The sequence below is a fragment of the Adlercreutzia sp. DFI.6.23 genome, from assembly GCF_024462535.1.
Taxonomy (GTDB): domain Bacteria; phylum Actinomycetota; class Coriobacteriia; order Coriobacteriales; family Eggerthellaceae; genus Adlercreutzia; species Adlercreutzia rubneri.
Genome location: NZ_JANGBP010000008.1, coordinates 22580 through 45395, shown reverse-complemented (window position 1 = coordinate 45395; position 22816 = coordinate 22580). Strand labels below are relative to the sequence as shown.

At 64.1% G+C, this 22816-nt stretch carries 20 protein-coding genes; 4 read left to right on the top strand and 16 right to left on the bottom strand.

Features of this window, described 5'->3' with window-relative positions:
- Window positions 1-13 precede the first annotated feature (13 nt).
- Window positions 14-352, bottom strand: a complete 339-nt coding sequence (locus NE591_RS08840; protein ID WP_114539884.1) for a P-II family nitrogen regulator — start codon at window positions 350-352, stop codon at window positions 14-16.
- Between the two features lie 33 nt (window positions 353-385).
- Window positions 386-1711: an ammonium transporter gene (locus NE591_RS08835; protein WP_114539885.1), complete on the bottom strand. Its 1326-nt coding sequence runs from the start codon at window positions 1709-1711 to the stop codon at window positions 386-388.
- A 499-nt stretch (window positions 1712-2210) separates the two neighbouring features.
- Here NE591_RS08835 and NE591_RS08830 point away from each other — a divergent pair, with 499 nt between their 5' ends.
- Complete coding sequence (locus NE591_RS08830) at window positions 2211-2876, top strand: GNAT family N-acetyltransferase (protein ID WP_231699496.1); 666 nt, start codon at window positions 2211-2213, stop codon at window positions 2874-2876.
- Here the strand turns inward: NE591_RS08830 and NE591_RS08825 are convergent.
- From NE591_RS08825 to NE591_RS08760, 14 genes are all read right to left on the bottom strand, one after another.
- Entirely contained in the window at window positions 2873-3802 is a 930-nt protein-coding gene (locus NE591_RS08825; protein WP_173113817.1) for a slipin family protein, read from the bottom strand. The genes NE591_RS08830 and NE591_RS08825 overlap by 4 nt on opposite strands.
- A gap of 52 nt (window positions 3803-3854) precedes the next feature.
- A complete protein-coding gene (locus NE591_RS08820) occupies window positions 3855-4283 on the bottom strand; it encodes a GntR family transcriptional regulator (RefSeq protein ID WP_173113820.1) in 429 nt (142 codons plus the stop codon).
- 50 nt (window positions 4284-4333) lie between these two features.
- Entirely contained in the window at window positions 4334-5233 is a 900-nt protein-coding gene (gene nrfD / locus NE591_RS08815; RefSeq protein WP_173113823.1) for an NrfD/PsrC family molybdoenzyme membrane anchor subunit, read from the bottom strand.
- A 21-nt stretch (window positions 5234-5254) separates the two neighbouring features.
- On the bottom strand, window positions 5255-5905 hold the full coding sequence (locus NE591_RS08810; protein WP_173113825.1) for a molecular chaperone: 651 nt from the start codon (window positions 5903-5905) through the stop codon (window positions 5255-5257).
- A gap of 42 nt (window positions 5906-5947) precedes the next feature.
- The gene (locus NE591_RS08805; protein ID WP_173113828.1) at window positions 5948-6502 is read right to left on the bottom strand and encodes a 4Fe-4S dicluster domain-containing protein; all 555 of its coding nucleotides are present in this window, start codon (window positions 6500-6502) and stop codon (window positions 5948-5950) included.
- A 117-nt stretch (window positions 6503-6619) separates the two neighbouring features.
- Window positions 6620-7171: a 4Fe-4S dicluster domain-containing protein gene (locus NE591_RS08800; RefSeq protein WP_173113831.1), complete on the bottom strand. Its 552-nt coding sequence runs from the start codon at window positions 7169-7171 to the stop codon at window positions 6620-6622.
- A gap of 3 nt (window positions 7172-7174) precedes the next feature.
- Complete coding sequence (locus NE591_RS08795; protein WP_231699497.1) at window positions 7175-9619, bottom strand: molybdopterin-dependent oxidoreductase; 2445 nt, start codon at window positions 9617-9619, stop codon at window positions 7175-7177.
- A 420-nt stretch (window positions 9620-10039) separates the two neighbouring features.
- The gene (gene dxs / locus NE591_RS08790) at window positions 10040-12034 is read right to left on the bottom strand and encodes a 1-deoxy-D-xylulose-5-phosphate synthase (RefSeq protein ID WP_173113834.1); all 1995 of its coding nucleotides are present in this window, start codon (window positions 12032-12034) and stop codon (window positions 10040-10042) included.
- 12 nt (window positions 12035-12046) lie between these two features.
- Window positions 12047-12307: an exodeoxyribonuclease VII small subunit gene (gene xseB / locus NE591_RS08785; RefSeq protein ID WP_114539889.1), complete on the bottom strand. Its 261-nt coding sequence runs from the start codon at window positions 12305-12307 to the stop codon at window positions 12047-12049.
- 5 nt (window positions 12308-12312) lie between these two features.
- On the bottom strand, window positions 12313-12900 hold the full coding sequence (gene nusB / locus NE591_RS08780) for a transcription antitermination factor NusB (protein WP_114539903.1): 588 nt from the start codon (window positions 12898-12900) through the stop codon (window positions 12313-12315).
- A gap of 12 nt (window positions 12901-12912) precedes the next feature.
- The gene (locus NE591_RS08775) at window positions 12913-13263 is read right to left on the bottom strand and encodes an Asp23/Gls24 family envelope stress response protein (protein ID WP_114539890.1); all 351 of its coding nucleotides are present in this window, start codon (window positions 13261-13263) and stop codon (window positions 12913-12915) included.
- Entirely contained in the window at window positions 13260-14612 is a 1353-nt protein-coding gene (gene accC, locus NE591_RS08770) for an acetyl-CoA carboxylase biotin carboxylase subunit (protein ID WP_114539891.1), read from the bottom strand. The genes NE591_RS08775 and accC overlap by 4 nt, the downstream gene beginning before the upstream one ends.
- Window positions 14613-14621: 9 nt before the next feature.
- Window positions 14622-16493, bottom strand: coding sequence for an acetyl-CoA carboxylase biotin carboxyl carrier protein (gene accB, locus NE591_RS08765; protein ID WP_256156602.1), 1872 nt, complete (start codon window positions 16491-16493; stop codon window positions 14622-14624).
- A gap of 573 nt (window positions 16494-17066) precedes the next feature.
- Entirely contained in the window at window positions 17067-18494 is a 1428-nt protein-coding gene (locus NE591_RS08760; protein WP_256156601.1) for a hypothetical protein, read from the bottom strand.
- A 193-nt stretch (window positions 18495-18687) separates the two neighbouring features.
- Here NE591_RS08760 and NE591_RS08755 point away from each other — a divergent pair, with 193 nt between their 5' ends.
- The 3 genes from NE591_RS08755 (at window position 18688) to NE591_RS08745 (ending at window position 22727) form a co-directional block, all read left to right on the top strand.
- Window positions 18688-19293, top strand: coding sequence for a cytochrome c3 family protein (locus tag NE591_RS08755; protein ID WP_173113845.1), 606 nt, complete (start codon window positions 18688-18690; stop codon window positions 19291-19293).
- The gene (locus NE591_RS08750) at window positions 19283-21007 is read left to right on the top strand and encodes an FAD-binding protein (protein WP_256156600.1); all 1725 of its coding nucleotides are present in this window, start codon (window positions 19283-19285) and stop codon (window positions 21005-21007) included. Before NE591_RS08755 ends, NE591_RS08750 begins: the two co-directional genes overlap by 11 nt.
- Window positions 21008-21230: 223 nt before the next feature.
- On the top strand, window positions 21231-22727 hold the full coding sequence (locus NE591_RS08745) for a helix-turn-helix transcriptional regulator (protein ID WP_256156599.1): 1497 nt from the start codon (window positions 21231-21233) through the stop codon (window positions 22725-22727).
- Window positions 22728-22816 lie beyond the last annotated feature (89 nt).

The window sequence follows — 22816 nt, the reverse complement described above, 5'->3', positions numbered from 1 at the left end:
ACCGCATTGTGGCCTACACCGCCGTCGCGCCGCGCTCGCCGGTGCGGATGCGCACCACTTCCTCCACAGGCGCCACGAAGATCTTGCCGTCGCCCACCTCGCCGGTGCGGGCGGCGCCCACGATGGTGTCCACCAGCGCGTCCACCGCGTCGTCTTCCACCACTACCTCGAATTTCACCTTCGGCACCATGTTCAGCATCACTTCGGTGCCGCGCACGTACTCGCTCCAGCCGTGCTGGGCGCCGCAGCCGTGCACCTGCGAGATGGTCATGCCCTTCACATCGGCGGCGAACAGGGCATCCTTCAGCGGCTCCATCTTCTCGGGCCGCACAATAGCCGTTACTCGTTTCATAGCCGCAACTCCTTTCTCAATCGCTCCGCCGTGCTAGTCCAGACCCAGGTAGGCCGGATAGGCCGACTCGCCATGGACGGCCACATCGAGCCCAGCCGCCTCATCCTCGGCGCTCACCCGCAAGCTGCCCTTGAAGCAGGCCTTGATGATAAGCCCCAGCACTACGTCCGCGATGGCCACGAAGGCGATGGTCACCAGGATGCCCAGCACCTGCGAGCCCAGAAGCGACCAGTCGCCGGTGTACAGAAGGCCGCCGTGCTCGGTCCAGGAGAGCCCGGGCACGCAGAACAGACCCGTGAGGATGCCGCCCACGATGCCGCCGACGCAGTGGCAGCCGAAGGCGTCCAGCGCGTCATCGTAGCCGAGGCGCCGCTTGGCCTGGGAAATGGCCGCGTACACGATGGGGCTCACGATAAGTCCCATGACGATCGCCGCCCAGGGCTCCACGAACCCTGCCGCCGGGGTGATGGCCACAAGGCCGGCCACCAGGCCCGTCGCCGCGCCGACGAGCGTGCACTTCCCCACTGTGATGCGCTCGGTGATCATCCAGGAAAGCACGCCGGCGGCGCTCGCGGCCACGGTGTTCAGCAGCGCGAGACCCGCCACGCCATCGGCGGCGAACTCGCTGCCAGCGTTGAAACCGAACCAGCCGAACCACAGAAGCGCCGCGCCCAGGGCCACAAAGGGCACATTGTGCGGGCGGTAAGACAGCACCGCAAACCCTTTGCGCCGCCCCAGCATAAGGCAGAGGATGAGCCCGGTGAGGCCCGAGGAGATGTGCACCACATCGCCGCCGGCGAAGTCCAGGGCCCCGATCATGTCGCCAATGAGCGAGCCGTCACCGCCCCACACCATATGGGCGAGCGGCGCGTACACCACGACGACCCACACGGCCACGAACGCGCATACGGCGCCGAACTTCATGCGTCCAGCTACAGCACCGGTGATGATGGCGCAGGTGATCATGGCGAAGGCCATCTGGAAGACGATGTCGATAATGGCCGGATAGCCCGCCGCTAACTCGGGGTCGTTGGCCAGCGCTCCTTGGCCGGACAGCACCGCGAAGGCGTCAGGTGTGCCTTCGGCCTCGGCCACCATGTCGTTCACGGCGCTCAGGCACCCGATCTGGTCGAGGCCGCCGAAAAACGGCAACGAGCCGTCGCCGCCGTAGGCGAACGACCAACCGCAAACGACCCACATAACCCCAACGATGCCGAGCACGCCGAACACCATCACCATGGTGTTCACGACGTTCTTGCGACGGGAGAGACCTCCATAGAAGAAGGCGAGTCCGGGCGTCATGAGCAGCACCAGCATGGCGCAGACGAGCATGAACCCAGTGGAACCGGTGTCAATCATCGCGATCAACCCCTTTCACAGTTCGCGGGCCCTCGGCGAAAAGAGGTCGGGAGGCGCCGCGCGCCGCACCGCGCGGGCCTCCCCACCCCTTGTCGCCCAAGATGCCCAACGGCAAGGACACCCCGATTGTTCCACGGCACCTGGTGACCTGCGCGCTCAACGATGATTGTTAACCCCCTCAAAAATAAGTGTTAACACTGGCGACCATTCCTTGTTACTGGGCGGAAACAAATGCCCGCGCGTCCCGTCACAGATCGCCGAAGCATTACAATGGCAGCGTTGCCTTTACAAAGAATCGGCGCGATTTGGTCACAAAATCGAGTTCTGGGTTTTTGCAGACCTCAAGACGACATAAGAGCAAGAGGAATATATCGCTAAACGATATACTACACAAAGTCGCAACCGTTAATTGGGTCGTATCGCCCATAAAGAAAACCCAGAACTCGATTTTGTGACCACTTTTTCGAAAAGTTTTGTCACAACGCGGAAGGATGCACTCATGAGCGTTGCATTTCGACAGGTCGAGCGCGACGAAGAGGTCGAGGCCCTGGCCCATATGGCCTACCATATTTGGAACGAGTACTGGCCGGCCATCATCGGCCAAGCGCAGACCGACTACATGGTGGAGAAGTTCCAGAGCCTGAATGCCTTCCGCACCGACATTGCCGACAATGGCTACGAGTACTTCTTCATCATGCAGCACGAGGACGAGACGCCCCACGAGCTGGGCGCGGCGACGCACGGCGCCGACATCCACGACCAGGGCGACACCGTAGCCGGCCGCGTCAACGACGACGTGGAATCCGACCGCGACGACGAGTTGGCCCACGACACCGAGGACTTCGCCCGCACGGCCGCCGTCCCCCGCATCGTCGGCTACACCGGAGGGCACGTGGAGACGGACACGAACCGCTTCTTCATCTCGAAGATCTACCTGCTGAAGGAGCACCGCGGCGAGGGCCTGTGCTCGGCCACCATCCGCTTCTACGAGCGCCTCGCCCGCGAGCGCGGTCTGGATGCCCTCTATCTCACAGTGAACAAGCGCAACGAGATGGCCATCCGCGCCTACAAGGCGAAGGGCTTCGAGGTCATCGACGCCGCGGAAACCGACATCGGTGACGGCTACATCATGGACGACTACATCATGGAGAAGAAGCTGGTCTAAGGCTTCAGGAATCCCTCGATGTTGTTGAAGGCCTCGCCGAAGGCCGAGGGCGCGATGACAAGACCGCCCTTCTCCTTCACCGACTCGTAGATGAGGTTCATGGTGCGCAGCTGCATGGCCTTGTCGTTCTGATCGTACACGGCGGCCGCATCCACGAACATCTCGGAGATGTCCTTCTCGATCTCGGCCAGCAAAAGCCGGGCGTTGCGCTCGCGCTCGGCTTGGGCCTCGCGGGACATGGCATCTTGCAGCTCCTTGGGAATGGCGATGTCGCGGATCTCCACGGACACCACGGTGATGCCCCAGCTGCGAGTCTTCTCGTCCAGAATCTCCTTGATCTCGCAGTCGAGCTGCTCGCGGCGCGTGGCCACCTCGGCCAAATTGATGCGGCCGATGGCGTCGCGGAGAGCCGTTTGGGCGGCCCACCAGATGGCGGCGGCGTAGTCCTCCACCTCCACGCAGGCGTCCTTCGGGTTCCACACGAGCCAGAACAGCACGGCGTCGATGTCCAGCGGCACGAGATCGGCCGTCAGGGCCTCCTCAGCCGTGAACGGCGTCGTGATGATGCGCTGATCCACATGGGCGGCCGCATGCTCCACAATGGGAATGAGAAAGTACAGACCGGGCCCAGCGATGCGATGGAACTTGCCCAAGCGCAGCACGACCACGCGTTCCCACTGGGGCGCAATGCGGATGCTGCAGGCGAGCAGGAAGCCCACGGCCATGGCGACCACTATGAGCGGCACCGACATCGCCGACCAGAACAGCGCCATAACGACGGCAAATCCAACGAGGAACACCGCAATGGAGAACAGGTACACACCGTTGCGCGAGGTCTTGGTGCCCCGCGAAGGCGGTGCCGCGGCAATGGGCTTGCGAGCGCCCTCAGCGGCCTTCTCCTCGATTTTCCGATTCTTGTTGCGCATGTTCGATCCCCTTCCCCTCGCTGCCTGCGAGAGCAGCCCTCAGGACACGCCCTTAGCGGGACTCCTCAAGTCTGACTATTTGCTCGCGCACCAGGTTGATGATGTCATCAGGCTCCATGCCGCGGGACAGCGCGTTTTGCACGAAGTCCATGGCCAGGGCCTCCATCTCGCCGTCGTCGGCGGAGTAGTCTACCCGGCTCACATCGGCCACAAACGAGCCACGGCCGCGCTTCGTGAAAATGAAGCCGTCGCGCTCGAGATCCTGGTACACCTTGTTGATTGTGTTGTAGTTCACGCCCAGCCGCACAGACAGCTCGCGCACGGAGGGCAACCGCGTATCGCAAGCGTACTTCCCCGAGGTGATGAGGTAAACGAGGCGCTTGCGAATCTGCATCCAGATGGGCACGCCGGAGCGCTCGTCCACCTGGAACGAGCCGAGGGCGTCGCTGGGCGCGTCTTTTTCGTAAGCGTCTTGGATCATGATGACCTTTATGGTATCACGGATATCCTCCGCTTGAAGCGCTGCGCTGCTCATCCCCAGAAAGTCACCGCCCCTCCGGTCACAGCGGAAAACCGCACAGCTGCCAGCAAGAAGGCATAGCGCAGGCACAAACCACCTGCGATGGCAGCGCCGGCCCCCACCACATAGGAAAGCGAGTGGGGACGCCTCACGCACCAGAGCTCCGTGGCGACCGGCACAACGATCCCAGCCCCCACGACGCCGCACCAGAACAGTCCCGCCAAGCGTCCTATGGCAAGCGCCTCGGCCGAGAGGCTCTCCGGATAGCTCATATGAGCCCACAGCAGCAGTGCCGCCAGTGCAATCGCCTTAAGTGCGACCGTTATCCCGTCGGCTCTCAGGCATATGGAAACACCCGGTGCCACGTCTTCCCCGTCGCGCGTCACGAAGCCGAAGATGAGCAGCATTCCCATGCCCGTCGACAGTGCCGACAACATGAAAATGACCGGCACCAGAGCATTGTTCAGGAACGGAACCGATGGAAACGCGGATAGGTACACACCTGAATACAGGATGACGAAGGCGGCGAACAGCGTCGCCAGCACTTGCAGCGCCGTCTCGAGCCGTCGCATCAACGGCGTCTCCAGAAGACCGCCGACAAGCAAAGCGAGCACCGAGCAGCCGATGAAGGCGACAATGGCCCAGGATCCAAGGGTAAGCAGGCTCGTCGAAGGCGTGAAGAACACTTGGAAGGAGCGCTCGGGGTAGCCCAAGTCGGCCAGAAGAAAGACAAGTCCCAGGCCAACCGTGGCGGGGCCAAGGTACATGCCCCCGTCGGTGACCGTCGCTGCCGCTTCCAGCCACGCGGGACTCCATCGCCGCAGCGACAGATCCACCACGGCGCTGATGAAAAAGGCACCGGCCCCCATGCCCGCCAGGAACAGATACCAGGCTATGAACGAGTTGACCATGGCGTTGCGCTCCGTCGGAACCTATCGCGATGCGGCCAAATCGTCAGCCTCGGCCTCGATGAAGTCGCGCGTCAGCGCGGCAAGGCCGCGGTAGAAACCCGTTGCCGCCCGCTTTTCCACGTCCTGGGCGAGGGAGGGCACCCAAGACGCGAGATGATCGGCGACAAACGACTCCTGCACCGCGGCCAAGCGCTCCGCCTCGGCGCCATCGCCGGCATCAAGAGCAGCCATGGCGTTGCGGATCAAGCCGGCCATAAAGCCGAGCTCGAAAGCGATGTGGTCTTCGGGCAGATGCATGCTCTCGTCCACCGAGAATCCCTCGCGGCGGTAGAGGGCAACCACCTCGTCGCGCGCCTCTTGCATCATAAGCCCCGTCGGGCTGGTGTACACCGACTCGTAGGGAGCCACCGGGCGCCGACTCATGCCGAGGAATACGCGAGCGTACTCAGCGGCCAGATCGGTGCGCACCGCCTCCAAAGCCGCATCGTCGGCCCCTGCCAGAGAAGCAACGAAGTCGCCGAGCTCTCCATCGAGCGCGGGGCCTTGCTCTCGCAGCGAGCGCAGGAAGGCCAGCGGCACCTCCTCGCCGTAGGCGATGCTGAGGAATTCGTAGATCGCCGCGCGCTGCTCCATGACTTCCCGCGCCTGGGCGGCCGTCAGTCTCTCGTCCATGATCACTCCTTGAGAATACGGGCGTTGCAGCCCCAACGTACATTAGCTCTCCGATATCGGCTTCAAGCGATGGGCGACGAACACCGAGGGGGCGGTCTCCCCCTCCATGCGCGCACCGCCCTTGGCGCTAGCCAGCGACTCCATCTCGGACAAAGGGCCGAAGTGCAGCGCCCGCGTCGGGCAGGTAAGCACGCAGCGGGGCTCCTCGCCGGGTGCGCGGCCAAGGCTCAGGCAACCGTCACATTTGTCCATCGTCTTGTCTTCCCGATAGCGCGGAACGTCGAAGGGGCAGCCCAGAGCGCAGCTTCGGCACCCGATGCAGCGGGCGCTGTCGACAACGACGAGGCCGTCCTCGTCGCGCTTGGAAAGAGCCCCCACCGGGCACACGGCAACGCAGGCGGGATCCTCGCAGTGCATGCAGGAAAGAGAGGTGAACCGACGCGTCACCGAGGGAAATTTCCCTTCAACGGTTTCGAACACGGTGCGACGCAGCCAGGTGCCGGCCTTAAGGCCATGCCACTGCTGGCAGGCCACCTCGCAGGAAAAACACTTCACGCAGCGCGTTCCGTCGACGAAGAAACCGTATTGCACCGCCATCCTCCCCTCGTTTCCACCCGCGGCCTTGACGCCTCATCGGCAAAGCCGCGGGGCCGGAGCAGCGCCCCAGCCCCGCGCAGTTTACCTTACTCGGACAGTTGCAGCCTCGGCAAATCCCTAGTGCTGCCGCCGAGCGACGAACACCGACGGGATGGTCTCGCCCTCCAGGCGCGAGCCGCCCTTCTCGGCCGCCATGGCCTCCATGTCGGCCAGCTTACCGAAATGCAGCGCCTTGGTGGGACAGGTGTTCACGCAGCGGGGCGTTTCATCGGCGGCGCGACCCAGGCTCAAGCAGCCGTCGCACTTGTCCATGAGAAAGCCGCCGCCTTCGACCTCCAAATAGTCGGGCACACCGAAGGGACAGGCCGTACCGCAGGTCTTGCAGCCGATGCACTTCGATTTGTCCTGCACCACCAGACCGTCCTCCTCACGCTTGTAGAGAGCGCCCTGAGGGCAAATCTCCACACAAGCAGGGTTCTCGCAGTGCATGCACGAGAGCGAGGTGAACGTGCGCTTCACGTTGGGGAACGTGCCTTCCACATCCTCGCGCACCTCGCGGCGGTGCACCGTGGCGGCCTTGATCTCATGCCACTGCTGGCAGGCCACCTCGCAGGCCCAGCACTTCACGCAGCGGCTCGAATCGACGAAGAATCCGTACTGTTCTGCCATGATTTACCCCTCCCACTTGCTGATCTTCACGAGGGTCTGCTTGGCCATCGCGGAATGGAAGTCATCGAAGTTCTCGATGGTGGCATCGTAGAGGTTGTTCACCTCGGAGCCGCCGTCAAAGCACTCGTAGCCGGGCTCGCTGAGCTCCTCGCAGTCCTGCCACCAGCCGCGCTTGCCCATGATGACCTCAGGGGAGATGCCCTCGAAGTACTCGGCCACCATCTTCACCCAGCCGTGGGGCGACTCGATCTTCATCCAGTCGCCGTCCTCGATGCCGTACTGCTGGGCCGTGGCCGGGTTGATCTTCACCCAGGGCAGGCGGTTGCGCTCGCGCAGGTAGGGCAGGTTGGAGAAGTAGCTGTGGACGCTCAGGCGATGGGCGTGGACGTCGGTGAAGATGAGCGGGTATTCGGCCGCAATCTCCGGCGTCTCGGCAATGCCCTCGGGCGGCCCCACGTACACGGGCAGGTAGCCGAGCTCCCCGTCCTCGCGGTTGTTGGGCTTGCCGCCGATGATCTCGTTGTAGCACTGCACCTTGCCGTTGGGCAGGTCGGCGAACAGCTCGGCGTAGCGCTGGTACTCGGGCTCCGTGGGCTTGGCGCCGTCGGTGCGCTCCACGAAAATGTAGCCCTTCTCCCGCAGCTCCTCCAACGTGAAGCCGGTGGGCTCAAGCTGGGTGCGCAGGGCCTCGTCAAAGTCTCCGTTCCAGAAATCCTCCCCAAAGCCCATGGCCATGGCCAGGTCGCAGTAAACCCGCCAGTCGGAGCGCGACTCGCCGAGCGGCTCGGCAATCTGCTGCTCGATGCCGATGAAGGTGCCCTCGGGCATGTTGCGCACACCGATCTGGCAGCTGTCCTCGTAGCGCGTGCAGGCGGGCAGCACGTAGTCGGCGTAGTCGCAGGAGGGGTTCCACGCCGTGTCCATGACGAAGAAGAAGTCGAGCTTCTTCAGCGCCTCGGCCACCATCTTCGGCTGGCGCGTCTGGGACAGCGGGTTGGTGCTGTGGGCGAACATGGACTTCAACTCATAGGGCTCGCCCGTCAGGATCGCCTGGAAAGCACGGTTGTAGGCGCTGCGCGGATAGTTGAAAGTGGTGTCCGCCGTGTAGGTTTCGGGATCCTGGAACCAGCGCGGGAACTCAGGGGCAACGAGCTTCGACACGCTCGGGGCCCAGCCGTTCTCGGCGTCCTCGGGATACACGGGCAGCTTCTCCATGAGCGGCTTGATCTTGCCGATCTTGCTGGTATCGAAAAGCGGGTCGGGCATCTTCTTGCCCGCGCCACCGCCGCCCGGCACATCCAGATTCCCCGTAATGGCCACAAGCAGGTTGAGGCAGATGCTCAGCCAGTTTCCGTCGTTCGCCTGGTCGCCGGCGCCGTTGCCGTACATAACGCCCATGGGCTTCTCCGTGCCGATGCGACGGGCCACGTGCACGATCTGCTCTTCCGAGATACCGGTAATGGGGGCGGCCCAGGAAGGCGGGAACTGCTTCACGTGCTCGGCCAACTTGTCGAAGCCGTTGCACCAGTTCTCGCAGAAATCGTGGTCGTAGAGGTCTTCCTCGATGATGACGTTGAGGAAGGCGAGGGCGAGGGCCGCATCGGTGCCGGGCCGCACCGGCACCCATTCCGACGCGTGGGCCGCCAGGGGATCGAGCATGGGGCGCACGTCGATGAACTCAAGGCCCTGCTCCATGGCGTCAAAACGCCGGTAGGGGTTCGCCTTGTCGTTGGTGTTGTTCACATCGGCGTTCTCGCCGTTCACGCCCCAGTTCACCAACAGCTTGGTCTTGCCGAGCTGATAGGGGTAGCAATCGGTCTTCTTGCCGATACTCAGATGCCGGCTCACCGTGATCTGGTTCTGGCAAATGGCACTGTGAAGGTAATTCGGGCTGCCGTATACGTACATGAACCGACGCCCGATGGAGCTGATGAAGTTGCACTGCTGTGGGGAAAGGGCCGCGTAAGACCAAGGGCCGTACTTTTCGCGGTTTTCAAGCAACTTGGCCGCGATTCCCTCGAGGGCCTCTTCCCAGGTGCAGCGCTCGAACTTGCCTTCGCCCTTTTCGCCCACACGCTTCATGGGGTACTCCAGGCGAGCCGGGTTGTACAGCGTCTGCATGGCGGAATTGCCCTTGGCGCACAGGCTCTTGCAGCCGTAGCCCCAGTTGTTGCCCGCGACGGGGTTGCCCTCGACGTGCACCCAGCGCCCCTCGGGATTGAGGTAGCAGAGGGTCGAACAGATCGTCTTGGCCGGGCCGCACATGTAGCACCAGGAGTGCTTGACCTCGTACTCATCCAGATTGATTGCTTCAATCTCGGGAGCTTCCCCCGTGTCGGCAAGATCCTCGCTCTCGCTTACTTTCGGGGAGCATCCGCTGAGCGCGGCCAGCGCGCCGAGTGCCGCAGCCCCTTCGAAGAACCGACGTCTTGTCAGACTTTGACTCATCTCTCCTCCTTAATGACGTTAGCCGCCGAAGGAAAGGAGGAATGCCCGAAATCGCGATGTGTTGCTGTGCACGGCAACCGACAGTCCCGAGCAGCTCCTCCCCCTTCGGCCTCTTCTGATTCGGCCGTATCATCATAGCTGCATAGTAACATAGTTACCTATGACACTCAATCGCTTTATTTATCCTATTTTGGAAATAGTGAAAAAGAGCGCCGGAGGATACCCCAGACGACACTTGGACAGTCTCAAAAAATTATCCGAGTCTTGAAATACGAGACTTCGGCAGCAGGAATTAGCCCAGCTGCTCGCGCACCGCGACCTTAGGGCCGCACCAGATGTTCGACTCTTACAAGAAACTCCTCAACTTCGACTACATCTACGAACGGTAGTAGCTCTTACACTGTCGAGAGAGCGAGAGAGCTACTCATATCGGCTTTCGTTAAAATCGCGAATCTCCCGATCGGTGAGATCGGCCATGGGATTGCCTGCATGCTTCTTCGCAAGCTCAATCATCTCGTCCACGCCAGATCGTTTCTTCATTTTCAGCTGCTCGCGCACCGTAGCGGCGATGCCTTCGGCATTCAGGCCGAGGTCGGCGAAGAGTTGGGGCACGGGACCCTGGCCGATGAAGCGGTCGGGGATGCCCAGCGTGACGGCAGGCGTCGTGGCACCCTGGCGGGCCAGCACCTCCAGCACGCCCTCGCCGGCGCCTCCCGCGATGACGCCCTCCTCCACCGTGACCACCAAACGGCAGGCCGCCGCCGCAGCGATGGCCTCCGCATCCAGCGGCTTCACCCAGCGCATGTCCACCACGCGGCACTCGATGCCCTCGGCGGACAGCAGCTCGGCGGCGGCGCGGACTTGGCCCACCATGCGACCGAAGGCGAGCAGGGCCACGTCGCCCCCCTCGCGCACCGTGCGGGACTTCCCCACTTCCAGAACTTCCGGCACATCCGGCAACGGCGCACCCTCGGCCTCGCCGCGCGGGTAGCGCAGCGACACGGGGCCCTCCAAAACCAGCGCCGTATGCAGCGCGTGCACGAGCTCCGCCTCGTCGGAGGGCGCGAGCACCCGCATGTTCGGCACCATGCGCGTGTACACCATGTCGAAGACGCCGTGGTGCGTAGGCCCGTCATCGCCCACCAGGCCCGCGCGATCGAAAGCGAACACCACATTCGCCTCCGGCAGGGCCACATCGATGATCATCTGATCCACAGCCCGCTGCATGAAGGTGGAGTACAGCGCCACCACGGGCTTCTTGCCACCCGACGAGAGGCCGGCCGCCATGCCCACCGCCTGCTCCTCGGCGATGCCCACGTCCACAAAGCGCGAGGGGAACTCCGCCGCGAAGGTCTTCAGCCCCGTGCCGCCGGTCATGGCCGCCGTGATGGCCACCACGTCCGCATCGTTGGCCGCCTCGTCGGCGAGCGCCGCACCGAAGACCTCGGTGTAGCTGGGGGCGCGCCCGGGCTTCTTCAACGCGCGGCCCGTGGCAATATCGTAGGGGCCGGTGCCGTGGAACGCCTCGGGATCGCGGCGGGCGGGCTCGTAGCCCTCCCCCTTCCGCGTGACCACGTGCACGAGCGCCGGGCCGTCCATTTCCAGCACGAGCGACAAAACGTCGCGCAGCTCGGCGATGTTGTGGCCGTCGATGGGAGCGGTGCACACGATGCCGAGCGATTCGTAGATCATGGTATGGGGAATCACCATCTGCTTGAGGGATTCCTTCATGTTCTTGCCGAAGCCAAGCAGACCGCGGGCCGCAGGGCCGCCCTGCTCCATGGCCGCCTGCAGGCCCTCGCGCGCCTCGCGGTAGTGGCTGTTGGCGCGGATGTTGCCCAGATGCTTCATGAGGGCGCCCACGTTGCGCGAGATGGACATTTCGTTGTCGTTCAAGATGACGACGAGCGGCAACTGCTCGTTGCCCATGTAGTTCAGCGCCTCGAAGGCCATGCCGCCGGCGAGCGACGCGTCCCCGATGAGGGCCACCACCTTCTCGTCGGTGCCCTTCAACTGCCGCGCCTTTGCGAGGCCCGTGGCGATGGAGAGCGAGTCGGACGCATGACCCGACGGGTGCACGTCGTAGGGGCTCTCCGATGGCTTGGTGAAGCCGGAAAGGCCGCCGTAGGTGCGCAGCGTTTTGAACGCCTCGCGTCGGCCGGTGAGCAGCTTGTGAGCGTAGGCCTGGTGCCCCACGTCGAACACCACGCGGTCGCGCGGCATGTCGAGCAGGCTCTCCAAGGCCACGATGATGTCCACGGCGCCCAAAGACGACGCCACATGTCCCCCGGTGACCGAGGTGGTGGCGACGATCTCCTGGCGGATCTCGCGGGCTAAAATGGCCAGCTCCTCGTTATCGAGCACCTTCAAATCGGCCGGCGAGCTGATAGCATCGAGTATGCGCGGGACATCCATGGGCGGTTTCCTTTAGGCCTCGCGGGGCATGTCGGTTGAACCCGTAGGGGTAGCGCTTGCGCCGCCCTCCTCGACCGTCGTTTCCTCTTCCGTCGCCAGAAACGCGTCCAAGTCCTGCTCGGACAAATCGCACGCGGAAAGGCCCAGCTTCACGGCCTCCTCGTACAGCTTCAAGGCGTCGTCCAGCGAGATGTCCTCGGCGGACACCTCGTCAACGATCTCGGAAAGGCGCTCGTGCACGTCCTCGAAGGTGCGACCCTGCTCGTCGGCCATGGCGCCTACACCCCCACCTGCACGCAAGCAGCGGCGCCCGAGGCGCCCACCAGGGCATCCACCGGGCCGGCGGCGGCAATGTCGGCTCCGACCGCATCAGCCGCGACCGCGCCATCGCCTTCCATAGAACGCGCGATGCGCCCCAGCACACCGTTCACGAAGCGCGGCGAGTCGTCCTCGCCGCCGAAGCCCTTGGCCAGCTCCACCGCCTCGTTGATGGAGACCGACACCGGCACGTCGTCGCAGTGGAACATCTCGAAGACGGCCAAGCGCAGGATGGAACGGTCCACGATGGGCATGCGGGAGAGCGCCCAGTTCTCGGACGCCGCTTCAATACGCTCATCTACCTGGGCCTGGTTCGCCTCCACGCCGTGGATGAGCGCCAGGGCGTAATCGGTCAGCGTCCCCTCCTCGATGCGGCCGAACGCGCCCGCCTCGGCAGCATCGGCCTCATCGGCGGGAGCCTCGCGTGCCACCAGGCACAGCCCGCAGTCGAGCAGCTCGCTGGGCGATTTCCCCGTCAGCTCGCTCGTGTACAGCACCTGCACCGCGCTGATGCGGTCGCGGGTGCGCTCGTGGATTCTCGGAGCCATACCGCGCGCCACCTACGCCTTGAACTGGAGGCCGTCGATGTACACGTCCACCGAGGACACCTCCACGCCGGCCTGGGTGGCCAGCGCCTCGGCGATGGCGCTGCGCAGCTGCGCCGCCAGCTCGGGCAGCACATAGCCGTAGTAGACTTCCACGTGCACCGCCACGGAAAGCTTGCTGTCGTCGCCCATCTTGGTCTCGATGCCGGAGGTGGAGGGCTTGCTCGCCAGCATAGAGCGGATGCCGCTCGTGGCGAAGGAGCCCAGCGAGGCCACACCGTCCACCTCGCTGGCGGCCACGGAGATGATGGTCTCCATGACCCCCGGGGCGATGGAAAGGCCCTCGACGTTCATCTGGTCTGTCATAGTACGTCTCCCATCTGGGTTTCGATAAAGTCGGTTGTCGCGTCACCGGCCAAGAATACCTCGTTATCGAGCACGCGTTTGTGGAATGGGATAGTTGTTGCAATTCCTTCAATAACGAACTCGTCCAAGGCGCGCTTGGCGCGGGCGACGGCCTCGGCGCGATCCTGGCCGTGCACGACCACCTTGGCCACGAGCGAGTCGTAGTAGGGCGAGATGCGGGAACCGGGGCGCAGGTAGGTCTCCACGCGCACGCCGGGGCCCGCCGGGGGCTCGAAGCGCGTGACGGTGCCGGGGCACGGGCGGAAGCCGTGCTCGGGATCCTCGGCGTTGATGCGCAGCTCGATGGCGTGGCCCGAAGGCGAGAACGGGGCGCGGCCCGCGCAGCTCATGGGCTCACCGGCGGCGATGCGCAGCTGCTCCTTGATGATGTCGGTGCCGGTGATCTCCTCGGTGACCGGGTGCTCCACCTGCACGCGGGTGTTCATCTCCATGAAGTAGAACTGGCCGCGCTCGTCCAGCAGAAACTCGATGGTGCCGGCGTTGCGATAGTCCACGGCGCGCACGGCCTTCAGGGCCGCCTTCATCATGTCGCGGCGCAGGTTCTCGGAAAGCGCTGGCGAGGGGGCCTCTTCCAGAAGCTTCTGGTGGCGGCGCTGGATGGAGCAGTCGCGCTCGCAGAGCGCCACGGCGTTGCCATGGTCGTCGGCGAGCACCTGCACCTCCACGTGGCGCGGACGCAGCACGAGCTTTTCCAGGTACACCCCGTCGTTGCCGAAGGCGGCGCCAGCCTCGGTGCGGGCAGCCTTGTACTGGGCCGCGAGGTCGGCCGGATCGTGCACCTCGCGCATGCCCTTGCCGCCGCCGCCGGCCGTGGCCTTGATGAGCACCGGGTAGCCCACCTTCTCGGCGAAGGCCGCAGCCTCTTCCACGGTATCCAGGCAGCCGTCGGAGCCGGGCACCGTGGGCACGCCGCACATCTTCATGGTCTCGCGGGCGGACGACTTGTCGCCCATGCGGTCGATGCACTCCGGGGCGGGGCCGATGAACACGAGGTCGTTGTCGGCGCAGGCGCGGGCGAACTCCGCGTTCTCGGCCAAAAAGCCGTAGCCGGGGTGAATCGCCTCGGCACCGGTGTTCTTCGCCGCGGCAATGATGGAGGCCATGACCAGATAGCTCTTGTTCGACTGGGCAGGACCGATGCAGACGGCCTCGTCGGCGTAGCGCACCGGATAGGTGTCGGCGTCCTCCGTGGAGTACACGGCCACCGTCTTCACGCCCAGCTCGCGGGCGGCGCGCATGATGCGCAGCGCCACCTCGCCGCGGTTGGCAACTAGAATTTTCTCGAACATGTTTGTCTCCTACGCGCCCGGCGTGGGGTCGTGGGGCTCCACGTAGAAGAGCACGGTGCCGTACTCCACCGGCGTGGCGTCGGACAGGCACACCTCGCGCACGGTGCCCATCTCCTCGGCGGTGATCTCGTTCATGAGCTTCATGGCCTCTACGATGCACAGCGTCTCGCCGGCGGCCACTTCGTCGCCCACCTTCACGAAGGGCGGCTCGCCCGGGGCCGGGGCCTCGTAGTAGGTGCCCACCATAGGAGCCACCACCGGCTTCCACGTGGCCGGACGATCGCTCGCCGGCTCCTCGGCGGCCGGCGCGGGCACGGCGGCAACGGGAGCCGCCTGGGCCTGCGGAGCGGCGGGCACGGCAGCGGCCGGCGCGCCCTGGCCCGGCATGCGGACAGCGATGCGCATGCCCTCTTCCTCTACGACGATCTCTCCGACGCCGCTCTCCTCGGCAACGCGAACCAGCTCGCGAATCTGATTGATGTCCACGTAATCGTCCTCCTTGGTGGCGCTGGACTCCTGCTCCAGCATGAAATCGACTTTCTCGGATACCCGGTGCTTGCTCAAATAGGTGCGGGCCTCGTTGGGGAACAGGGCGTACATGAGCACGTCCTCCTCGCTTTGGGCCAAATCCCCGATCTCGGCGGCGCACTCGTCGTAGGTGGTGGTCACCAGCGTGCCGGGAGCGATCTTCGGATCCAAGATCTCGGCGTCGCCGGCCACCTTCGCCACGATTTCCTTGTCCATGTTGCCCGGCGCCTTGCCGTAGTAGCCGCACACATAGTCCTTCATCTCCTTAGAGATGACGCTCCAGCGCTTGCCCGTCAGCACGTTGAACACCGCCTGGGTGCCCACGATCTGGGACATCGGCGTCACGAGCGGCGGGTAGCCCACCTCGGCGCGCACCTTCGGGATCTCGGCCATCACCTCGGGCAGACGGTGCGCGGCCTTCTGCACCTCCAGCTGGCTGATGAGGTTGCTCATCATGCCGCCGGGCACCTGATGCGAGTACACCTGCATATGGATGAGCGAGGACACGCCGCGCTTGTAGTGACCGCGCTTGCGCATCTCCTCCCAGTACTCGGAGATCTCGAACAGCAGATCGAGGTCGAGGTCGGTGTCGTAGCGGCTCTCCTTCAGGGCGGCCACGATCATCTCCACCGCCGGATGCGAGTTGCCGAACGCGAGCGGCGCATGGGCCGTGTCGGCCACGGCCACGCCGGCCTCGGCGGCCTTCAGGATGTTGGCCGGGGCCATGCCGCCGACGTAATGGCAGTGGATGTGCACCGGCAGGCCGATTTCCTCGTTGAACGCCTTCACCATGCGCTCGGCGCGATAGGGCGTGAGCATGCCGGCCATGTCCTTGATGGCGATGGTGTCGGCGCCCAGATCCTTCAGCTGCTGGCCGTATTCCAAGTAGGAATCCAGCGTGTGCACCGGCGAGATCGTGTAGGAGATGGCGCCCTCGAACAGACCGCCGCACTCCTTGATGGCCTCGGCGTTGTCCACGACGTTGCGGATGTCGTTCAGCGCGTCGAACACGCGGAAGACCTCGACGCCGTTGCGATGCGCCGCGTTGATGAAGCGGTGCACGATCTCCTTGGAGTAGTGCTTGTAGCCGACGAGGTTCTGCCCGCGCGAGAGCATGGCGAGCGGCGTGTTGGGCGTGTTCGCCTTGATGGCGCGCAGACGCTCCCAGGGGTTCTCATCCAAAAAGCGCAGGCAGGAGTCGAACGTCGCCCCGCCCCACGCCTCGATGGCCCAGTAGCCGACGCGGTCCATCTTCGGCAGGATCGGCAGCATGTCGCCGATCTGCATACGGGTGGCCCAGAGGCTCTGCTGACCGTCGCGGATGGTCGTGTCCATGATCTGAAGCCGTGGCATGAACTCACACCTCCTTATACACAGGTTAGTCAAAGATCAAGTTTCGGATTATAGGGGAAGCCTACCACGGCCCTGCGCCGCGCCGTCCGATTTGCCGACAAGAAACATCAACGAAGCGGCGGGAGGGGCGAACGCGGCCGAAGGGTTGCGCAAGGGGCGGCATCGGCAATCCTTAATCCAAGCGCTCCCTTCGCTCAATCACCGCAGCTCAACCACCGCAGTTCAACCACCGCAGTTCAACCACCGCAAGCCTCAAAAACCAGAGACGCCTTCTGCCCGCTTGGCATTTTTCGGAAATAGATGGGAGTTTCGATCACAATCGGGAAATAGATGGGAGTTTCGAGCGCCATCGGGAAATAGATGGGAGTCTCGAGCGCCAAAACCGCCTCTCTCGTAAGCAAAACGCTCCGAGAAGTACGCAAAACTCCCAACAACTTCCGATTCTCCCGTCCCGGCTGCGCAAAACTCCCAACAACTTCCGATTCTCGCGATCCTCTTCCGCAATATCCCGGAATCGCCCTCTCGACATCCCCGCCACCTTAAATCCAACCCCTTCGATAATCCGCATCCGAATCAACGATCAGAGCCTTTCCCATCACGAAACAAGAAGGAGCTGTGATAGCTCCTCAGCTGCTTGCGAAGCCGCATGTGCCGATCCAAATGGCCGGCCCCTCTTTTCTTCTTAGGTTTGCCCATTCTCGCTGACAGCTGATCAAGGAGCTCAGCGCATTGGAATACATTGCCGAGCTGAGAGCCCGTCATGGTGACCAGATCATAGCCCGCCAGCAGAAGCGCGTCCTTTCGCCGCGCATCGCGGCTGACCCTATCGTCTGTCCCGTGGAACCTCTTACCGTCATACTCCAAAATCAGACGCTCTTCGGGCCAGAGAATATCGCACACCGCACGCCGACACCCGCAGGCTCGCTGGATGCTCTCGGAGAAGTCAATGGGCTCGTTCAGGCGACCGCGCCGCAAACCCAAACCACCTTCGCGCGAAGAAATAAACGCCAAGGCTGCAAGCTCGGTTTCCATAGGGGATGCCGACTTCGCCATAACATGCCGCACGGCACGTCTGGCCAACTGAACGCCATCGTGGTTGCGGGCGCGCGCAACGAAGGCCGACAGGCGGCTCGGCGTCGTCAACGGCGAGCGCACCAAAGACGACGACAGCTCGTCGGAAAGCGGGTAGCAGCCGCACAGTTCGAACCCGAGCGCGACCAGCTCTCCAAACGCAAGCGCCTTGGCCATCTGAAGGAACAAGAGCTCGGGCGAGCTGACGAGAACGCTTGGCGCGACCTTGACGAACGACCCGCGAGGGAAGGCGACCGTTGTTCGATGCTTCTTAACTACCGGCGTGTCTCTGGCTCCCTGCGAACCCTCGACAAGCACGTGCACAGGCGCTGAACAAACGTCAATGCCCGCATCGCGTAAGCAGTCGATAACGTCCTCGTCGCGGAAAGCGCATTGACGGAGAGACGGAACGAAAAGGACGGGAAACGAAGGCGTATGCCCAGTCTCGCCTGGCCGCATGTCGTGAAACACCCGCAGCGCGAGCGGGTGAGAAGAAGAAGACCACCAGCGCCAGAACTGAAGAGCCGATATGTAACCGAGGTAAAGCTTCATGGCGCACCACAATAAACGGAATTGTCGCGGAATAAAGCTGGCGGGATCGCCTCGACAAAACCAACATTCATGAGCGTATAAGTCCTGGTCATAGGATAGAAATGCGACTCTATTACGGCTTGCGGAAGACACGCTCTCCATAAGCCCCCATGACAGCCCCGCCGCATAGGAGCGCCTCGCGTTTTCCACCGCATCCGACACGCCAAGTTTTCCACCGCGCTTGCTGAGCCGCGCTTCCATCGCATTCAACAACCGTTTTTCGCTGCGTCCCCTCCCCGCCCAACCTTTCGCTCTCCTTTCGCTTTCATCTCGTCGCCAACCGATCCGGCAGCATGATGCCCTTCCATATTTGCCGCCCCCCTTTCTTTCGACTCTCACCCAAAAACTCCTCCTCCCGCCCCATTACCTTCTATCCCCCTCCTTTATCGCTTCCCTCCTCCCCGCTTTCCTACCCCGCCCCCATCAGGCTAAACGCGAAGTTTACCCCGCTGGGGTAATAGCTTTTCGGGGCGGCGCGGCGCACACTGGGCGCCATCGTTTCTAACACAAGTAAGGAAGGGAGGAAACGATCATGAGCATCGACGAAGAGAAGGGGGCCGCGGGCGGACCGGCTCCCAAGAAGCGTCCCAAACGCGGGTGGATCGTCGCCGGCGTGGTGGCGGCCATTATCGTGGTGGCCGGCGCCGGGTTCTGGGTGTGGCACGAGCAGCCGAGCTTCTGCAACGCCATCTGCCACAGCCCCATGGACTACTACGTGGAGACCTACGACTCCGGCGACCCGAACCTGGGCGTGACCGTGCACGCGAAGGCCGGCGAGTCGTGCCTCGACTGCCACACCGCCGAGCTGACGACCCAGATCTCGGAGGTGTGCGCCTGGGTGTCCGACAACTACCCCATGACCGAAGACGGCACCATACTCGCCACCGGCAAGCAGTTCGCCAGCGAGGAGTTCTGCGCGCGAGCCGAGTGCCACGGAGGCAAGTCCTTTGACGAGATCACCGCGGGCCTGTGGGGATTCGCCGGCAACGACGAGAAGTACAACCCGCATTCCAGCCATCAGGACATGGCCTTGGAATGCGGCGACTGCCACAAAGCCCACGAGAACCAGGTGCTCGTCTGCAACGAGTGCCATGATCTGACCCTGCCCGAGGGATGGGAGGCTCCCAATGTCCAGTAACGTAACACGTCGCAGCTTCTTCAAGGGCGCGGGCCTTGCGGCCCTGGGCGGCCTGTCCGCTGCGGCCCTCTCCGGCTGCGGGCACGGCTACGCCGCCGCCGAGCCGACCAATCCGAGCGCCGGCGACTTCGGCGGCCCCTCCTGGCTGGGAGCGCCGCCCGTCATCGATGAGGCCGACATCACCGAGACCATCGACACCGAGGTGCTCGTGGTGGGCATGGGCACCGGCGGCATCCCGGCCATGATCTCGGCGGCCGAGAACGGTGCGAAGGTGCTCGGCATCGACCGCCAGGGCACCCCCCATAACGTCCGCGAGGACATCGGCGCCATCGATTCGCGCCTGCAACAGGCCTCCTTCGACGAGTTCCCGGAGTTCCGCATCGAGAAGAAAGAGGCCGTCGAGGACATCGTCCGCTACGCCAACGGCTTTGTGAACTACGACCTGGTGAAGCTGTGGGCCGACGAGTCCGGCGCCATGGTAGACTGGCTCACCGACATCATCCAGCGCGACGGCAAGCTCGTCATGGAATTCGAGGGCGGCGTGGGCGACACCTCCGACCCGGGCCGCGACAAGGCCTTCGCCACCGGCCACAGTCCGCAAAAAACCGATGCCGTGGCCGAGGACGAGGAGTGGGGCTTCGCCGAGTCCATCTTGGCTTACGCCGCCGAGCAGGGCGCCGAGACGCGCTGGTACTGCGAGTTCATCAAATGCGAGACCGACGAGTCCGGCCGCGTGACCGGCGTCATCGCCCGCGACGTGCAGGGCGACCGCCCCTACCTGCGCATCAACGCGAGTCGCGGCGTCATCCTCTCCACCGGCGGCTACGGCAACAACCTGGAGATGATGGAGGACCGCCAGGCTTGGAACCAGAAGATCCGCATCGCAGCCCCTGGCTCCGGCGGCAACCCCACCGGATCCGGCATCAAGGCGGCGCTGTGGCTCGGCGCCACCATGGATCCGCTCGGCGCGGCCTGCACCTTCAACCGCGCCTGCGTGAAGCCCGACCAGTACGCCGGCGACGGGGTGCTCGGCCGCTGGTTCTGGTTCGGCGAGCAGCCCTTCCTGAAGCTGAACCTGAAGGGTGAGCGCTTCTGCAACGAGAGCGGCCCCTACGACTACATGCTGCACTCCACCATCATGCAGCCGCACCAGACCTACGTGGACATCTGGGACGCGAACCACGCCGCGCAGGCCGAGGCCTTCGACGAGGTGGGCTGCTGCCGGCTGTTCCCCTTCCCCAACGGGGCGAAGAACAACATCCCTATGCAGGTGGTGGACGGTATGATCGAGAAGCTCATCGAGGACGGTTACGTGCAGAAGGCCGACACCATGGAAGAGCTCGCTGAGAAGCTGAACCTGCCCGTGGAGACCACCGTGGCCTCGTGGAAGCACTACAACGAGATGGCCGCGGCCGGCGAGGACACCGACTACTACAAGGAGAAGCACCGCCTGATGGCCATCGACACGCCGCCCTTCTACGGCGTGCGCACCGGGGCGTGGTTCTTGGCGACGCTCGACGGCGTCACCATCGACACGAACATGCACCCGTGCGACGAGAACGGCGACCCCATCGAGGGCCTGTACCTCACCGGCAACGACTCGGGCGGCTTCTTCTCGGTGAGCTACCCGAACCTGCTGACGGGGCTCGCCTGCGGGCGCACCATGACCTTCGGCCGCCGCGCCGGCATGCTGGCGGCAACCGGACAGGCGTAAGGCGTCCGCGCCTTCAAGGCCCCTTCGCCTTCGCGAGCCGTTTATTCCACATCCCGCGAAGGCAGTTCGTCAAGCCCTTCCCAAGGGACACCGCCGGTCGCGCCTCCCCTCCAGCGACCAGCGGTTATAAGAGCGAAAACCCCCTGTCCCGTGCGGACAGGGGGTTTTCGCGTGTAGAATGGAGGGAGGCGAAAGGGAGCGAAAGGGAGCGAAAGGGAGCGACATGGAAACGGAATGCACTGCAGAAAAGGCGAGCTCCTCGTGCGGGTTCGTCGCGCTGCTTTTGACGCTCGGCACCACCTCCCTCATGAACGGCTCGCTCTTCCCGCAGTTCGACGCGATCTTCATGTTCGCCCGCGACATCTCCGTCACGTTCTCGGCAGCAACTTTGCTCGGCCTTGGGCTTGCGGCCTACCGCGCCCCGCGCCTTCTGCGGGAGCGCGCCATCGTCGCCGTGGCGGTAGCCTGTCTTGTAGGCGGCGGCACGCTTCTGTCCCTGGGGCTTGGGTTTTCCGCGCCGGCGCTCCTCGTTGCGGGTGCGAGCCTCGCCGCCATCGGCCGCTCGGTGGCCACGGTGTCGACGGCGCTTTATCTCGCGCGCCTCGAAATGCACACGACGGCCGTGATCATCGCTGCGGCCTACACCGTTCAGCTGGCGGCGAGCCCCGCGTCGTCGCTTCTGCCCCCGTGGGTCGGAACCGCCCTCTTCCTGATTTTCCCCTTGGCGGCCATCGCGCTTACCGCCCGCGGCGCCCGCCTTTACTTCGACATGGCCCACGATCGGCCTTCGCCGAGCGACATCGCCGTCACGCGGCCGGCCTCGTTCCTCGCGCCGTTCTCGGCCCTGTTCGTGTGCTTGTTTTTGTTCCAGGTGGCCTTCGGCTTCGCCCTGCGCTTCGGGGAGGTGGCAGGCACACCGCGCATGTCGTTTCTCTCGGCCATCCCGCTTGCCCTCGTGGCCCTTTACGTGATTTGTTCGCGCCGGCGCTTTCCCGCCGACGGTCTCGTGCAGCTGTCGGCCCTCACGGTGATGGCCGGGTTCCTTCTGGCAACCCAGCCCCTGCTCGCCGCTGACAGCGGTGCGGCCGACGTGGCGCTGCTGAACGCAGGCAACGGCCTGTTCATCATGGCCGCCCAGATGGCGCTGGTCACCATTGCCGCACGCAACCCACTCGGAGCCATCACAACGGTAGCCTGGGGAAACGGTGTCTCGGCCTTAGGATCGCTTACGGGAGCTGCCGCGGGCATGCTTGCCAACAGCGCCGCGGCAAGCATGCCAACTTTGCGGGTGGCGATCCCCGCAGTACTGCTTTTGGTGTTCGCTGCCTATGTGACCATCGGGCTGAAGCGCTTCACCTTCGCCGGCGCCATCGACGGCATCGATCCAGTGCTGGTGGGGACAACGACCGCCGGGAAGGGAACCGATGACGGAGCAGAAGCGGTACCGGACGCCGGAACGGGGCCAGTGCCGCTGCCGATGCCCGCGGCCCACACCCCCGAGGAGGCCTTCGCCTCCCGCTGCGAGGCCATCGCAAGCGAGTTCTCCCTCACCCCGCGCGAGGCCGAGGTGTTCGCCATGCTCGCCCGCGGCCGCGACCGCGCCTACATCGAGGAGGCGCTCGTCGTGTCCCGCAACACCGTGAAGGCCCACGTGAAGCACGTCTACGCGAAGCTCGGCATCCATTCCCACCAGGAGCTGCTCGATCTGGTGGAAGGCTAAACACTTCCCAGTGGCCACTTTTGAGGCTCGCTGTCAATCGAGAAACCGTTCCCAAATTATGAACAATTTACTTGCCTTTACGTCGCCTC

Bases quoted from the DNA above. Each gene is read 5' to 3' on its own strand.
- NE591_RS08775 (WP_114539890.1), bottom strand. From the start codon at position 13,263: ATGACAGACCAGATGAACGTCGAGGGCCTTTCCATCGCCCCGGGGGTC.
- NE591_RS08800 (WP_173113831.1), bottom strand. From the start codon at position 7,171: ATGGCAGAACAGTACGGATTCTTCGTCGATTCGAGCCGCTGCGTGAAG.
- NE591_RS08825 (WP_173113817.1), bottom strand. From the start codon at position 3,802: ATGCGCAACAAGAATCGGAAAATCGAGGAGAAGGCCGCTGAGGGCGCT.
- accC (WP_114539891.1), bottom strand. From the start codon at position 14,612: ATGTTCGAGAAAATTCTAGTTGCCAACCGCGGCGAGGTGGCGCTGCGC.
- dxs (WP_173113834.1), bottom strand. From the start codon at position 12,034: ATGGATGTCCCGCGCATACTCGATGCTATCAGCTCGCCGGCCGATTTG.
- NE591_RS08840 (WP_114539884.1), bottom strand. From the start codon at position 352: ATGAAACGAGTAACGGCTATTGTGCGGCCCGAGAAGATGGAGCCGCTG.
- NE591_RS08805 (WP_173113828.1), bottom strand. From the start codon at position 6,502: ATGGCGGTGCAATACGGTTTCTTCGTCGACGGAACGCGCTGCGTGAAG.
- NE591_RS08795 (WP_231699497.1), bottom strand. From the start codon at position 9,619: ATGAGTCAAAGTCTGACAAGACGTCGGTTCTTCGAAGGGGCTGCGGCA.
- NE591_RS08750 (WP_256156600.1), top strand. From the start codon at position 19,283: ATGTCCAGTAACGTAACACGTCGCAGCTTCTTCAAGGGCGCGGGCCTT.
- NE591_RS08835 (WP_114539885.1), bottom strand. From the start codon at position 1,711: ATGATTGACACCGGTTCCACTGGGTTCATGCTCGTCTGCGCCATGCTG.
- NE591_RS08810 (WP_173113825.1), bottom strand. From the start codon at position 5,905: ATGGACGAGAGACTGACGGCCGCCCAGGCGCGGGAAGTCATGGAGCAG.
- NE591_RS08745 (WP_256156599.1), top strand. From the start codon at position 21,231: ATGGAAACGGAATGCACTGCAGAAAAGGCGAGCTCCTCGTGCGGGTTC.
- NE591_RS08755 (WP_173113845.1), top strand. From the start codon at position 18,688: ATGAGCATCGACGAAGAGAAGGGGGCCGCGGGCGGACCGGCTCCCAAG.
- xseB (WP_114539889.1), bottom strand. From the start codon at position 12,307: ATGGCCGACGAGCAGGGTCGCACCTTCGAGGACGTGCACGAGCGCCTT.
- NE591_RS08820 (WP_173113820.1), bottom strand. From the start codon at position 4,283: ATGATCCAAGACGCTTACGAAAAAGACGCGCCCAGCGACGCCCTCGGC.
- nusB (WP_114539903.1), bottom strand. From the start codon at position 12,900: ATGGCTCCGAGAATCCACGAGCGCACCCGCGACCGCATCAGCGCGGTG.
- accB (WP_256156602.1), bottom strand. From the start codon at position 16,493: ATGCCACGGCTTCAGATCATGGACACGACCATCCGCGACGGTCAGCAG.
- nrfD (WP_173113823.1), bottom strand. From the start codon at position 5,233: ATGGTCAACTCGTTCATAGCCTGGTATCTGTTCCTGGCGGGCATGGGG.
- NE591_RS08830 (WP_231699496.1), top strand. From the start codon at position 2,211: ATGAGCGTTGCATTTCGACAGGTCGAGCGCGACGAAGAGGTCGAGGCC.